Source organism: Flavobacterium cutihirudinis (assembly GCF_003385895.1).
GTDB classification, from domain to species: domain Bacteria; phylum Bacteroidota; class Bacteroidia; order Flavobacteriales; family Flavobacteriaceae; genus Flavobacterium; species Flavobacterium cutihirudinis.
This window is the reverse complement of the sequence record NZ_QRDQ01000007.1, coordinates 456,311-470,555: the sequence shown is the minus strand read 5'-3', so window position 1 is coordinate 470,555 and position 14,245 is coordinate 456,311. Positions and strand designations below refer to the sequence as shown.

Below are 14,245 nucleotides of genomic sequence, written 5' to 3'. Positions count from 1 at the left end.
TGATTCCGATATTATTTTATTTATCCTTAATTTTCTCAACTGTTTCGGTTTCGTTGCTTTTCTTATTTTTATACATTTTTATTAAAGTATAAGTTAAAGCAAAACTGAAAATAAAAACAATTGCTGCGTATATCAATTTTTTCTTTTCCATCTCTTAAACCTCTTCAAGCTCATCAATCTCCACCTTCAAGTTCTTGATAATAAACTCTTGTCTGTCTGGCGTATTTTTTCCCATATAAAAAGATAACAACTGCTCAATCGAAGTATGCTTATCCATCATAACAGGATCAAGGCGGATCGTATCTCCAATAAAATTTTTAAACTCGTCTGGCGAAATCTCTCCCAAACCTTTAAATCGGGTGATTTCTGGTTTTGGTTTTAGTTTTTCGATCGCGTCTTTTCTTTCGTCTTCAGAATAACAGTAAATTGTTTCTTTTTTGTTTCTGACTCTGAAAAGTGGTGTTTGCAAAATATACAAATGACCTTCTTTAATTAACTCAGGGAAAAACTGTAAAAAGAAAGTAATTAAAAGTAAACGAATGTGCATTCCGTCGACATCGGCATCGGTTGCGATTACGATGTTGTTGTAACGTAATTTTTCTAAACCGTCTTCGATATCAAGTGCAGCTTGCAATAAATTGAATTCTTCGTTTTCATACACAATTTTCTTTGTCATTCCGTATGAATTCAAAGGCTTACCACGCAAACTGAAAACCGCTTGAGTATTAACGTCACGCGACTTTGTAATCGATCCGGAAGCCGAATCTCCCTCGGTAATAAAAAGCGTGCTTTCTAAGTTTCTTGGGTTTTTGGTATCTGGAAGATGTGCTCTACAATCTCTTAATTTTTTATTGTGAAGATTTGCTTTCTTAGCACGGTCTGTCGCCAATTTTCTAATTCCTGATAGTTCTTTACGCTCACGTTCTGCCTGAAGAATTTTACGAAGTAAAGCCTCGGCAGTTGTTGGATTTTTATGAAGGTAATTATCTAACTTGGTTTTGATAAAATCGTTTACGAAAGTACGAACAGAAACCGCTGGCGTTCCATCATCAGAACCCATATCTGTAGAACCTAATTTTGTTTTGGTCTGAGACTCAAAAACCGGTTCCATTACTTTAATACTAATCGCACTCACAATCGATTTACGAACGTCTGATGCTTCAAAATTCTTATTGTAAAACTCACGAATCGTTTTTACAACTGCTTCACGATAAGCTGCTAAGTGCGTTCCTCCCTGCGTTGTATTCTGACCGTTCACAAAAGAGTGATATTCTTCGCTATATTGCGTTTTACTGTGTGTAAGCGCAACCTCGATATCATGCTCTTTTAGGTGAATAATTGGATATTCTAAATCTTCTTCGCTGATTGTTTCTTCTAACAAATCACGAAGTCCGTTTTCTGAATAATATTTTTCTCCGTTGAAAATAATAGTCAAACCATTGTTCAAATAACAATAGTTTTTAACCATTTTAATTACATATTCTAAACGAAATTTATAGTTTTTGAAAATCGTTTCATCTGGCGTAAAAGTCACTTTTGTTCCTTTACGTTTTGTGGTTTCCACTACATCTTCTTCTAAAACCAAATTTCCTGCAGAAAACTCCGCCGCTTTTTGCTTGTCTTCACGAACAGATTCTACACGGAAATAATTCGAAAGTGCATTTACCGCTTTTGTCCCGACACCATTCAAACCAACTGATTTCTGGAAAGCTTTAGAATCGTACTTTCCACCTGTATTCATTTTCGAAACTACATCGACAACTTTCCCCAACGGAATTCCACGTCCGTAATCACGAACCGAAACCGTTTTATCTTTGATAGTCACTTCAATAGTTTTTCCAGAGCCCATTACGAACTCATCGATACAGTTATCTAAAACCTCTTTTAAAAGAATATAAATACCATCATCTGGAGAAGAACCATCTCCCAATTTTCCGATATACATTCCGGGACGCATACGGATATGTTCTTTCCAATCGAGTGATCGGATATTATCTTCGGTATATTGATTTTGCTCTAGCATAAGGTGAATTGGATTTTTGGCTAATGTACCATTTATCGGCAAAAAATGAAAGCGTATTTTTTCTTTTGTTACGAATAATAACAGTTTTTAAACCAATTTAAATTGATTTTAAAAAAATACGACCGTTAAAAATATAAAAAATCAGCTATGAAACAAAAAAATACTATTTGATTCCGAGTACTTCTTTTGCGAGCGCAATCATTTCGGGCGTTCCTGTGTTTTTATTTTTTTCGTCCGAAAGTTTCACAACACCTTGCCAATGTGTATTATCAGGTTTTGTATCGGTTAATTTTATCACCATATTCATTGCCGGAAGCCCAACATCATTGGTGAAATTTGTTCCGATTCCGAAAGACATTTTTATTTTGTCCTGACAAAAATCAACTATCGTTTTTACTTTATCATAATTTAGGGAATCTGAAAAAACGATGACTTTTGATTTTGGATCAATTCCCATTTTTGTATAATGCGAGATCACTTTTTTTGCAAACTCAATCGGGTCACCGCTGTCGTGGCGAACTCCATCAAAAAGTTTCGAATATTTTTTATCAAATTGATTGAAAAATATTTCTGTAGTATAAGTATCTGTTAAAGCGATTCCGAGATCTCCACCATAGACATTTGTCCAATTTTCGAGACTTATAAAATTTGCCACCTGAAAACCGTATTGCGCCGCATGAAACATAAACCATTCGTGCGCGTGCGTACCTAAAGGTCTTCTATTATTAACCATGGCAAAATGCAAATTACTAGTTCCAATGAAGCTTTGTCCGCCGTTTTCCTGTAAAGTTTCATTAACCAAAACATGTACATCATAAGAATGACGGCGTCTTGTTCCAAATTCTAAAATCGAAACTCCTAGTTTATTATAATTGTCAATTTTATCTTTGGTCAGCTTTTTAATCGCTTCATCATTTAGTCGAATCAAATGGTTTGATTTATAAAAAAGTTCCGAAATCAAAGCCATTAACGGCACTTCCCACAAAATAGTTCTATACCAAAAACCTTCAACGGTAACTTTTATTTCTGAACCTTCCTGACTAATCTGAACTTCTGACGGATCGTAACTATAGCCTTGCAGAAAATCTAAATAAGTGGGATCAAGATAAGGACAGTAATGTGACAGATAATTTTTTTCTTCTTTTGTTAAACGAAGATCAGCCATTGCATCTACAGATTTTCGAAGTAAATCTGCAAAACCATCCGGAAAGATATGTTTTCCTCGATTTATAAATCCGTAACGCACTTTTGCCTTTGGAAAAAGTCTAATTACGGCATGTTGCATTGTGAATTTATAGAAATCATTATCTAAGATCGACTTCAAAAAAGTTGTTTCCATGGCATATTAGTTCAAATCTTGAATTGCTAAGATACGGCAATTCAATAAAAGAAGAAAATTCAAACAAGAAACATATTTAATTATTTTGAAACAATTTTAAAAGATACAATACTGTTTGTGTCTATAAAAATGGTAATATATTCCCCTACATTAGCATCATAAAGAATCTGAAATTCTAGACCTCCGCGTTTTTCTTTCGAGTTTTGAACTTTAACAGGCTTGTTGTATTTATTTAGATAAAAAACCTGATTTGATTTTGAAACGTTTTTGATTTCAAAAGTAATTTTGTCGCCTCTCTTAACTTCAATTAAACCCGATTCTGGTGATTTAATTTTATAATCAAATTCGATCGTTTTATTGTAAATCAAAGGTCCGTCCAGGAAATCTTCCTTGCTTAATCTATTTCCTAAATAAGAACCTGAATCAGGAAAATGTTTAGCAAAGAAATAATCAGGATCTGTGTCAAAATAAATGGACGAAAAATCAGCAACCATTCGGCCTTTACTACTGTCATAATAACCCTGACCCCAAGTGACATCAACCAAAACCCATTTTTTATCAATCAAAACCATATTCCAGGCATGATTGGAAGAGGTTGTTTTTCGGCCAATATCTCGTACCGAAATTTTTGAATCTCCACGAATAATTTCACATTTTAATCCAACTAAAGAAGTCAAATGCTGATATAAAGCGGTAAAACCTTCGCAAACGGCTTTTTGAGATTTAAAAGTTTTCTCAATCAGATTATCATTAATCTGTTTTATTTTTCTTTGTTTTTCGGCTTCAGTGGAATAACTAAAACCCTGCGTTCTAGGCGGATTCAGAAAAGCATTGAAGTCATATTTTATGTTAAAAGCCATCCAGCTGTAAATAGCGCGTGCTTTGTCATAATCAGAATTGAAATCTTTTTCGATTCTTTCTGCTAATTTTTCTGTTGTTGCAAAGTTTTTTGGATACTTTGCAACAATTTTATCAACTTCATTAATTTTTTGCGCAAAAGTATAATTCAAAAAAATACTATTCAGCAAAAGGAATATAAAAGCAATCTTTTTTTGTGGCATTTAGAAATTTGATTTAATAATATCTTTGAGTTCTTTATCTAACTCAGGATTAGAAATTTTATTTTCTTGTAAATCAAAATTCGAGCCAAATGCTGGTAATGAGAAACTTCCTTTAATTTCGGCTCCGTAACGCGGAAAAAGATTTTGAGCAATTCCTAAAACAGAACTTCCTCCTCTTCCACCCGGTGAAGTTGCCAACAAAAGCATTGGTTTATGCTGAAAAACATCTTTTTCGATGCGGGAACTCCAATCGAAAACATTTTTGAAGGCAACTGAATAATTCCCGTTATTTTCTGCCATAGAAACTACTAAAATATCAGCTTCTTTCAGTTTATTTAGAAAAGCTTGCGCTAGAGAATGCTGACCCACTTCTTTTTCAAGATCAACGCTAAAAACCGGCATTGCAAAATCGTTCAAATCTAAAACTTCGACATCGGCATTTTCAAACAAACTTGATGCATAAGTTGCTAAATGTTTATTGATGGACTGCTTGCTGTTACTTCCTCCAAATGCTACTATTTTCATGGCTTCTCTTTTTGTAATGTTTCTTCTATTGGTTCTTTTTTTGGTCCGTCGATTTCGTAAATCTCTTTTGCTATTTCTACAGAGTACTCATTTGGATAAATTTTTTCTCCATATGATTTAGCGTAGACTTTTGTAAATTCAGCTCCAAAATACAGAATTATTGCCGAATAATAAACCCAAACCAGAATTATTATCACAGAGCCTGCTGCGCCATAAACAGAAGCAACAGTAGAATTCCCTAAATAAAGCCCAATAGCAAATTTACCAATCATAAATAGTATTGCAGTAACTCCGGAGCCAATAAAAGCATCTTTCCATCTTATTTTCCCGTCTGGCAGTGTTCTAAAAATAATCGCAAAAAGAGTACTGATACTCGCCAGCACAATAATGATATTAATTACATAAAATAAATAAACGGTACTCTCTGGAAAATAGACTTTTAAACGTGTACTAAGTAAGTCTAAAGTGGTACTTATAAAAAGACTGACCAACATTAAAAACCCCACAGAAACGATCATTGAGAATGACATTAAGCGGTTTTGGATGAATTTCTTAACTCCTTTATCCGGTTTTGCACGCAATCCCCAAATAAAATTGATCGAACTTTGTATTTCTGCAAAAACTCCTGAAGCACCAATTAATAGCATTACAACTCCAAATACGGTTGCAAAAACATTATCGCCAGATAATTGCACATTTTTAATAGCTTCCTGAATTTGGCTCGCCGCGCCGTTCCCCACCAAACCATTTATTTGTCCATACAATTCGCCTGTCACAGCTTCTTCTCCAAAAAAGACACCACAAATTGTGATGATAATAATTAATAAAGGAGGCAACGCAAATATGGTATAATATGCCAAAGCTGCACTAAGCTTAATTGCATTATCATCGTTAAATTCTAAAAAAGTATTCTTTAAGAGAAACCATGTTTTAGAGAATATATCTTTAATTTTCATTTGCTGATTTTTTGATATTCTCTCAAATTTACGCAATAATGAAAAGTTCCTTCTTCTTGATTTTTAGGCGAATTTTATATTTTTTCCATGTCTACCAATATGAAATTCCTAACGGAATAATCTGTCGAGGAAGATTATAATTTTAAAACTACCAATATTGAATTCCTAACGGAATAATCTCGTAGAGATTAAATATTGGTAACCCTAAAAATCTGCTCGTAATAATTGTCACGTAGGGACTACACTAAAATTTTATTTATAATGACAAAAAATCCCTTTATCGTAAACGGTCCACAAACTCGCCTTTTGATTGGCCGCTTTTAGCGCACTATTTGCCCAAGTATTGCAGGTATTAAAAAGACTGTAACTTCCTTTTGCTTCATAAAAAGCATCTTTTTTTCCGTAGCTATGACCTTCAATCCATTGTGGATGAACCGGATCACTAAAACTATTAGAAATATAATCGACTAAATTTTGATAATTTTCTTTTGAAACTAAAATACGTTTACAATCATCGCCTTCTCGCAACTGCTTGAAAAATGTAGTATGCATGGCTGAAGAACTTACTCCAAAAGCCGCTTTGAAAGCTGTACTCGCTTTTAAATCGGACCATTCTGGCGTATCGAGATAAAAGCCTTTATCACCCCAGCCAAAAGCAATAAAATTCATTAAAGAATCTTTTGATTGTGTTTGGCTGAACTGAATTTCATTTCGCCAATCTTTGATTTCATTTTTAACAGGAACGACAATATCAGTATGAACGCCGTTTGAAAGAATATAAATGGGAATTGCATTTTGTTCTTCAACTTTTGCAACATCTGAATTCACTGTGATTTTGGAAATAATCAAAACTGATGAAATGTATAACGCAAGGAAAGTGAAAATTCCGAAAAGCGTCCAGCCCAGAAATTTGAAAGATTTTTTTAGCATTTTGATTAGTTGATTTTAGATTAGTAATTGGTTAATTTTTCTGTAACCAATTTTTGAGCCAAAAATTTTTAATGCTGAAATTTATCTCTCGTAGATTTTACAGATTTAGCAGATTTATTCTCATTTTTTGTCATCCAGAGCAATCCCGAGGCTTCGGGAGAAGGACACGCAAGTAGCTCCACAATGTAAATCGCCATTCTTTGTGGGGCTTCGACTACGCTCAGCCTGACAATATGAAACCTTATGTTTTGAGCATAAAAAAACTGCTGAATTTCTCCAGCAGTTTCAATCTTTATTCTTTGTTCTTTACTCTTTCTTCTAAAAAAGATTAAACATTAAAACGGAAATGCATCACATCACCATCTTTAACGATATATTCTTTTCCTTCTACTTTGAATTTTCCAGCTTCTTTTGCTTTTGCCTCAGAACCGTATTGAACGTAATCTTCATATGAAATAACTTCAGCACGGATAAAACCTTTTTCGAAATCAGTGTGGATAACTCCAGCAGCTTGAGGTGCTGTAGCTCCAATGTTGATTGTCCAGGCACGAACTTCTTTTACACCAGCAGTAAAGTAAGTTTGTTGTTTCAATAATTTGTAAGCCGCACGAATTAAAACAGAAGCTCCTGGCTCAGTCAATCCCATATCTTCAAGGAAAACCTGACGCTCCTCGTAGCTTTCTAATTCAGTAATATCAGCCTCTGCTCCTACTGAAAGGATAATTACTTCAGCATCTTCATCTTTTACTAATTCACGAACTTGATCAACATATTTGTTACCGTTTACTGCTGAGCCTTCGTCAACATTACAAACGTATAAAACTGGTTTTGCAGTAATCAATTGAAATCCTTCCATCAAAACTTCTTCATCATTACTTTGAGGAATAATTGTTCTGGCAGATTTTGCTTGTAAAAGAGCTTCTCTAATTCTGTTTAATAAAGCTTCTTCAGTTTGAGCTTCTTTATTTCCTGTTTTAGCAGCACGTTTTACTTTTTCTAAACGTTTTTCGATTGTTTCTAAATCTTTTAACTGCAATTCAATATCGATAGTTTCTTTATCACGAATTGGATTTACGTTTCCATCAACGTGAACAATATTATCATTATCAAAACAACGTAAAACGTGAATGATCGCATTACACTCTCTAATGTTTCCTAAAAACTGGTTTCCAAGACCCTCACCTTTACTTGCTCCTTTTACTAAACCTGCAATATCTACGATATCTACAGTAGCCATTTGAACGCGCTCTGGTTTTACCAATTCTTCTAATTTGTTGATTCTTGGATCCGGAACGTTTACAACACCAATATTAGGTTCGATTGTACAAAACGGAAAGTTCGCACTCTGCGCTTTTGCATTAGATAAACAATTAAATAATGTTGATTTTCCAACATTTGGTAATCCTACAATTCCTGCTTTCATCTGTTTGTTTCTATTTATTTTTAATCGACACTGAATGAATCAGGCCTCACCATTAATACTGTATAATAATGGTTTATGTTTTTACGCGTTTTTTGATTTTCTGCCAAAATACTATTTTTTGGCTTTAAAATTTTGCAAATATAAGATTTAATAGCTCTTAAGAGAAGTAAAAATGTGTAATAATATAATTATCACGCTTGTTTCGAAAATTTTTAAACATTTTATTAAAATTTTGTTAAAAAATACTATTTTTATAAAATAAACCAATAAAAAACAAACCAAAAAACCAAATTGTTATGAAGAAAATTGCTGTACTACTATTTCTGCTAAATACCGCATTCCTTTTTGCACAAAAGGAAGTCTCGGGAATTGTAAAAGACAAAACTGGCGCTCCTCTTCCTGGTGTAAATATTGTTGAAAAAGGAACTTCTAATGGAGTCTCTACCGATTTTGAAGGTAGTTTTAGAATAAAAGTTAAAGAAGGTGCAATCTTAATCTTTAGCTACGTAGGATTCACAACGATCGAAAAATCGGCATCTGGTGATAAACTGAATATTGTTTTGAACGAAAACGACGGCCAGATACTGAATGATGTTGTAGTTGTTGGTTCCAGAAATACAAAAAGAACCGTTGTAAATTCAGCAGTTCCTATAGACGTGATCAATGTAAAAGATGTAACTACACAAAGCGGTAAAATCGAAATTAATCAGATGCTTCAGTATGTTGCTCCATCATTTAATGCCAACAAACAATCCGGTTCTGATGGTGCCGATCACGTTGATCCTGCTTCTTTAAGAGGTATGGGACCTGATCAGACTTTGGTTTTGATTAACGGAAAAAGAAGACATCAATCGTCTCTTATCAATTTATTTGGTACACGCGGGCGCGGAAATACTGGAACAGATTTAAATGCAATTCCAGCTTCTTCCATCAAAAGAATTGAGATTTTAAGAGATGGTGCTGCTGCACAATATGGTTCTGATGCCATTGCCGGGGTTATTAATATTGTAACAAACGACAATGTAAATGAATTTACCGGCTCTGTTACTTACGGCGCTTTCAATACTCATGCTAAAGGTGATTTTCCTGAAGGAACAGCTAATACAAAAGGCTATAGATTAGACCAACACGGAAATGGAAATTCATTTGGAAAAGATCAGGATTTTGATGGAGGATCGGTTCAAATCGGAGCCAATTACGGAACAAAAATTGGAACCAAAGGCGGTTATGTGAATGTAACAGGAGAATTTTTGAATAAAAATAAAACACTAAGACCAGGTTTCGATTTTAGAAAAGGATTTGGAGAAGCCGAAATTCAAGGTGTCAATTTATTCGTAAATCTTGCGGTTCCGATAGCTGATAAAACTGAATTTTATGCTTTTGGAGGAAGCAATTTTAGAGATACTGACGCTTACGCTTTTACAAGAAACGATGGCGAAAGAGTTGTTGAAGCGATTTACCCTGGTGGATTTACTCCTAGAATTACATCAAAAATCAATGATAATTCGATTGCGGCGGGAATCAGAACGGAGAGTACCGGAGGCTGGAAATGGGATTTCAGCAACACCTTAGGAAAAAACAAATTTCACTATGATATAAAAGGCACATTAAATGCTTCTCTTGAAGAAAAATCTCCAACAGAATTTGACGCAGGTGGTCATAGCTTGCTTCAAAACACAACCAATTTAGATGTTTCAAAAAATTACGGAGACATTCTTGGCGGATTAAATTTAGCTTTTGGAGCTGAATTCAGAATGGAAAAATTCGAGATTTTTGCCGGAGAAGAAGGTTCATATGCTACATACGACACAAATGGAGTTCCTATTACAGATCCAACTACACAAAGTGCTCCAACAGTTCCAAATCCTGATTATGATCCAACCGATCCAGAATCTTCGCCAACAATTCCAAGACCAGGAGGTTCACAAGGTTTTCCAGGATATAGTCCTGCAAACGAAGTAAACAAAAACCGATCTAACTTCTCTTTGTATACAGACGCAGAACTTGATGTTACTGAAGCCTGGATGGTAAGCGGAGCTGTCCGATTCGAAAACTACAGTGATTTTGGAAGTACTTTAAACGGTAAATTAGCTTCAAGACTAAAACTAACAGATAAAATCAATTTAAGAGGTTCTGTAAGTACTGGCTTTCGTGCGCCTTCTTTAGCTCAGATTTATTATAATCTTCGTTTCACAAACTTTAGTTCGGCAGGAGCAACAGAAGTTTTATTAGCTCCTAACGACAGCGAAATAACACGCGCTTTCGGAATCCAGAAACTAAATGAAGAAAAAGCACTAAACGCTTCTTTAGGATTTACAGCAAGTCTTGGCGACTTTACAGCAACAGTCGACGGTTATTTAATCAACGTAAATGACAGAATTGTATTAACCGGATACTTCGATGCATCGCATTTAGGAACAAATGTTGACAAAGCTCAGTTTTTCGTAAATGGTGTCGATACTAAAACTATTGGACTTGATGTGGTTTTAGCATGGAAAAAAACTATTAATGAAAACCGATTCAGCGCTACTTTAGTTGGAAACATCAACGATATGAAAATCGATAAGGTAAAAAATGGTGCTTTAGACGAAAAAACATTCTTTGGAGAACGCGACAAAGCTTTTTTACTTGCTTCTGCTCCTCCAAATAAATTTGGCCTTAATTTAAATTATGGCAGAAAATGGTTTGATGCCGGATTGGCCTTTACAAGATTTAGTGAAGTAAAATTATTAGACTACCAAATGGATGAAGATCCAGAAGATTACAGAACAGATCCTTCTGAAACAGATGCTCAAGTATTTGCAAACCAAAAGAAAGCTGCAACAGATACTTACGGTGCCAAAATTGTAACCGATTTAACTTTAGGGTTTAAAGTTTCTAAATCGACTAAAATAAGCATTGGAGCAAATAACTTATTGAATATCTATCCTGATCAGCAAGATGACTGGGTTGAAGCAGGTGGTTATTGGGATGCCGTACAAATGGGATTCAACGGTGCTTATTACTACGCCAGACTTGGATTTAATTTTTAATCTCATTTCTATTAATAAAACAAAAAATCCTGAACTTCATTGTTCAGGATTTTTTTTATGTGATTTCTTAGAGTTTAAACTCCAGAGAACTTACGATTGCTTTTTCTTCCTCTGTTGCAGTAAAACCTGAAATATCCCAATACTTGGTCAAGATTTTATTTCGTTTGTTAAACAGTGATTTTTCTTTAAAAACATCACTTTCTTTATAGGTGAAATTTTGTTTGTTGAAATTGGTTGTTATAAAACTATTTCGAACATGAATTTTCTTTGTTTGATCTTTTAAGACCAAATTATAGGCAATTTCTTCATTCGAACTCAATAAATAATAATCCTCACCGTCTAATCTGTAACTTACTTTAATATCAGATTTGGTAACATTTTTAGAACCTGGTTTTGTTTCTTCTTCAATTTGAAGCAGATTTCCCGGTTCGATCGTTATTGTAAATTCTACAATTAGTTTTTTCACAGGATCATATACAATTTCAAAAGTATCCAGGGCCTTTTTTGCTTTATCTAAAGGTGTAACCGTTAATATGTAGTAATTTTTATTATTTGGATGACCTCGTGTGGTAAAATCATATTCTGTTTTAGCTTTTGAATCCAAAAGAGGATCAAAATATTTTAAATTGGAATAATTTTCCATTAAATTATTCAAATTATAACCTTTTAAGTCGCCACTTACATCAGCTTCTAATAAACCATAAGATCTGTTTTGTTCTACCAACAATGTAGTTCTAGATTTTTTTTGATTTACCGCAAACTGAAAATTCACCAGTCCGTCATTATAATAGGAATATTTATTGTCAAGCATAAAGAACTCTCGCACATACACTTTTAACCGATACGATGTAGCTAACTTTTTTCGCGAATTGGAAACAACTTTTTGAAATATTTTCTGAGGTTTTTCCTTTGAAACAACAATTTCATCCAGTTTATTGTTTGTACTCTTCAAATAAACGATAAACTTCTGATCATCTTTTAAAGACACCCAACGAGTATTTGCACTCTCATAATCCGTTTTTGAAATTTCAATCGTAGAGGCTCCATTTAACATAAAAGTTACTTTACCTTCTTTATTGCTCAATAAAATTTGCTTAGTTTTAAGAATAACTACTGTTGCATTTTCTATCGGCAATTGAGTTTCTATATCTTTAACAATAATAGAATACTCCGTTTTTTGGGCGAAAGCAGTAATATTAGATAATAGAAACAAAAGTAGCAGTCTCCTCATAGGCTGTTTTTAGAATATTAACATCAAATTAACAAAATAAATCATTAGGTTACAGCATTATAAAGAATAAAAAGCAAAAAAATCCACAAAAAAAACAATAAAAAAAATCCTGAGCACTATACTCAGGATTTTTCTGGTTCTGAAATAAACAAATCAGAATATTATTCTCCGTGCAAAAACGCTTGTCTGTTCAACAAGGTTTCTTCATCTTCTACGTGGTTATCGTCTGGTACACAACAATCAACAGGACAAACAGCTGCACATTGCGGCTCATCGTGGAAACCTTTACATTCTGTACATTTTCCAGGAACGATATAATAAATTTCATCCGAAATTGGAGTTTGTGCATCTTCTGCATCGACTTCAGTTCCGTCAGGTAAAACTACTTTTCCTTTAAGACTAGTTCCATCTTTATATCTCCAGTCGTCTGCTCCTTCATATATTGCTGTATTTGGGCATTCTGGTTCACAAGCCCCACAATTAATGCATTCGTCAGTTATAATAATTGCCATCTTTTTCTTGATTACGTGTTAAAAATTATAGGTTTTGCGTTAAAAATCCTAAAGATTTTATTCGGCTTTGCCATATAACTTAATATAGCTTATTTTTGTGCAAAATTACAATCAAAACAATTCATAAGCAAACATTATGACATTAGAAACAAAAAAAAGTGTTTTTGTTGAATTAAGAAAATTTTTAAGTCAGTTTTCTGAAAAGAAATCCGATAGAAAATCAGACGTTTTAAATAATGATATTTTCTTCGATGATTTTGAAAATCTTATCCATTTATCGCAATCTCATAATGGCTGGTACACTCCGGAACAAGTGTACTTTGCAATAAATTCCTGGGCAGAAGCGCTGACAGATGAAAACCTAGACAAATGGTTATCTCAGTACTCTTTTGATACTACAGAAAACGAAAAAACTGTTGCCTTGATTCTGGCGGGAAATATTCCTCTGGTTGGTTTTCATGATTTTTTATCTGTTTTAATTACAGGAAATAAAGCGTCAATTAAAACTTCCTCAAACGACCAGCATTTGCTGCCATTTTTAGCGAAGTATTTAATTGCTGCTGATGAAACTTTAAAAGATAAAATCACTTTCGTGGAAGGCAAACTGGAAAATTTTGATGCTGTAATTGCTACCGGAAGCAACAATACTGCACGTTATTTTGAGTATTATTTTAAAGACAAACCTTCAATCATTAGAAAAAACAGAAATTCAGTTGCGGTCTTGAACGGAAAAGAATCTAAAGAAGAATTAGAAGCTTTGGGTGAAGATATTTTTCGCTATTTCGGATTAGGATGCCGCAATGTTTCTAAAATTTTTGTTCCTAAAGATTATTCATTCGACGGTTTTTTTGAAGCCATGTTCAAATATCAGGATGTTATTCATTATGAGAAGTATGCGAATAATTACGATTACAACAAAGCGGTATTTTTGATGAGTAATTTTAAATTGCTAGACAATGGCTTTTTAACAATTAAAGAAGATTCGAGTTATGCTTCTCCTATTTCAAGTGTTTTTTATGAATTTTATGAAAACATCGAAGATTTACAATCTCGTCTTGAAGCTGATTCTGAACAAATTCAATGTATTGTAAGCAACAATTTGATTAAAAACAGCATAACATTTGGTCAAACCCAAAAACCACAATTGTGGGATTACGCAGATAACGTTGATACTATAACGTTTTTGTTAACAACAAAGTAAAAATATGTTTAA

General features: G+C 33.8%; 12 protein-coding genes. 2 read left to right on the top strand and 10 right to left on the bottom strand.

The window, feature by feature from the left end:
* Nucleotides 1-16: 16 nt before the first annotated feature.
* The 8 genes from BD847_RS21030 to ychF all read right to left on the bottom strand — a co-directional run bounded on the left by BD847_RS21030 (nucleotide 17) and on the right by ychF (nucleotide 8,257).
* Nucleotides 17-151: a hypothetical protein gene (locus BD847_RS21030; RefSeq protein ID WP_262511883.1), complete on the bottom strand. Its 135-nt coding sequence runs from the start codon at nucleotides 149-151 to the stop codon at nucleotides 17-19.
* A 3-nt stretch (nucleotides 152-154) separates the two neighbouring features.
* On the bottom strand, nucleotides 155-2,023 hold the full coding sequence (locus tag BD847_RS02000) for a DNA topoisomerase IV subunit B (protein WP_115887322.1): 1,869 nt from the start codon (nucleotides 2,021-2,023) through the stop codon (nucleotides 155-157).
* A gap of 163 nt (nucleotides 2,024-2,186) precedes the next feature.
* Nucleotides 2,187-3,362: a nicotinate phosphoribosyltransferase gene (gene pncB, locus BD847_RS01995; protein WP_115886589.1), complete on the bottom strand. Its 1,176-nt coding sequence runs from the start codon at nucleotides 3,360-3,362 to the stop codon at nucleotides 2,187-2,189.
* A gap of 80 nt (nucleotides 3,363-3,442) precedes the next feature.
* Nucleotides 3,443-4,423 carry a transglutaminase domain-containing protein gene (locus BD847_RS01990; RefSeq protein WP_115886588.1) on the bottom strand — a complete coding sequence of 327 codons (981 nt, stop codon included), beginning with the start codon at nucleotides 4,421-4,423 and terminating at the stop codon, nucleotides 3,443-3,445.
* Complete coding sequence (locus tag BD847_RS01985) at nucleotides 4,424-4,948, bottom strand: NADPH-dependent FMN reductase (protein WP_115886587.1); 525 nt, start codon at nucleotides 4,946-4,948, stop codon at nucleotides 4,424-4,426. It lies immediately after the preceding gene.
* A complete protein-coding gene (locus tag BD847_RS01980; RefSeq protein ID WP_115886586.1) occupies nucleotides 4,945-5,904 on the bottom strand; it encodes a YihY/virulence factor BrkB family protein in 960 nt (319 codons plus the stop codon). Before BD847_RS01980 ends, BD847_RS01985 begins: the two co-directional genes overlap by 4 nt.
* Before the next feature lie 252 nt (nucleotides 5,905-6,156).
* Nucleotides 6,157-6,834, bottom strand: coding sequence for a TIGR02117 family protein (locus BD847_RS01975; protein ID WP_115886585.1), 678 nt, complete (start codon nucleotides 6,832-6,834; stop codon nucleotides 6,157-6,159).
* 328 nt (nucleotides 6,835-7,162) lie between these two features.
* A complete protein-coding gene (gene ychF / locus BD847_RS01970; RefSeq protein WP_115886584.1) occupies nucleotides 7,163-8,257 on the bottom strand; it encodes a redox-regulated ATPase YchF in 1,095 nt (364 codons plus the stop codon).
* Nucleotides 8,258-8,553: 296 nt separating this feature from the next.
* Between ychF and BD847_RS01965 the strand changes: the two genes are divergently transcribed.
* A complete protein-coding gene (locus tag BD847_RS01965) occupies nucleotides 8,554-11,289 on the top strand; it encodes a TonB-dependent receptor (RefSeq protein ID WP_115886583.1) in 2,736 nt (911 codons plus the stop codon).
* 67 nt (nucleotides 11,290-11,356) lie between these two features.
* Here BD847_RS01965 and BD847_RS01960 read toward each other — a convergent pair whose 3' ends face one another.
* On the bottom strand, nucleotides 11,357-12,520 hold the full coding sequence (locus tag BD847_RS01960; protein WP_115886582.1) for a peptidase associated/transthyretin-like domain-containing protein: 1,164 nt from the start codon (nucleotides 12,518-12,520) through the stop codon (nucleotides 11,357-11,359).
* A gap of 161 nt (nucleotides 12,521-12,681) precedes the next feature.
* Nucleotides 12,682-13,032 (bottom strand): 4Fe-4S dicluster domain-containing protein, encoded by a 351-nt coding sequence (locus BD847_RS01955; RefSeq protein WP_035648673.1) that lies wholly within the window; start codon nucleotides 13,030-13,032, stop codon nucleotides 12,682-12,684.
* Between the two features lie 136 nt (nucleotides 13,033-13,168).
* Between BD847_RS01955 and BD847_RS01950 the strand changes: the two genes are divergently transcribed.
* The gene (locus BD847_RS01950) at nucleotides 13,169-14,233 is read left to right on the top strand and encodes an acyl-CoA reductase (RefSeq protein WP_115886581.1); all 1,065 of its coding nucleotides are present in this window, start codon (nucleotides 13,169-13,171) and stop codon (nucleotides 14,231-14,233) included.
* The last annotated feature ends 12 nt before the right edge of the window (nucleotides 14,234-14,245 follow it).

Bases quoted from the DNA above. Each gene is read 5' to 3' on its own strand.
- BD847_RS21030 (WP_262511883.1), bottom strand. From the start codon at position 151: ATGGAAAAGAAAAAATTGATATACGCAGCAATTGTTTTTATTTTCAGT.
- BD847_RS02000 (WP_115887322.1), bottom strand. From the start codon at position 2,023: ATGCTAGAGCAAAATCAATATACCGAAGATAATATCCGATCACTCGAT.
- pncB (WP_115886589.1), bottom strand. From the start codon at position 3,362: ATGGAAACAACTTTTTTGAAGTCGATCTTAGATAATGATTTCTATAAA.
- BD847_RS01990 (WP_115886588.1), bottom strand. From the start codon at position 4,423: ATGCCACAAAAAAAGATTGCTTTTATATTCCTTTTGCTGAATAGTATT.
- BD847_RS01985 (WP_115886587.1), bottom strand. From the start codon at position 4,948: ATGAAAATAGTAGCATTTGGAGGAAGTAACAGCAAGCAGTCCATCAAT.
- BD847_RS01980 (WP_115886586.1), bottom strand. From the start codon at position 5,904: ATGAAAATTAAAGATATATTCTCTAAAACATGGTTTCTCTTAAAGAAT.
- BD847_RS01975 (WP_115886585.1), bottom strand. From the start codon at position 6,834: ATGCTAAAAAAATCTTTCAAATTTCTGGGCTGGACGCTTTTCGGAATT.
- ychF (WP_115886584.1), bottom strand. From the start codon at position 8,257: ATGAAAGCAGGAATTGTAGGATTACCAAATGTTGGAAAATCAACATTA.
- BD847_RS01965 (WP_115886583.1), top strand. From the start codon at position 8,554: ATGAAGAAAATTGCTGTACTACTATTTCTGCTAAATACCGCATTCCTT.
- BD847_RS01960 (WP_115886582.1), bottom strand. From the start codon at position 12,520: ATGAGGAGACTGCTACTTTTGTTTCTATTATCTAATATTACTGCTTTC.
- BD847_RS01955 (WP_035648673.1), bottom strand. From the start codon at position 13,032: ATGGCAATTATTATAACTGACGAATGCATTAATTGTGGGGCTTGTGAA.
- BD847_RS01950 (WP_115886581.1), top strand. From the start codon at position 13,169: ATGACATTAGAAACAAAAAAAAGTGTTTTTGTTGAATTAAGAAAATTT.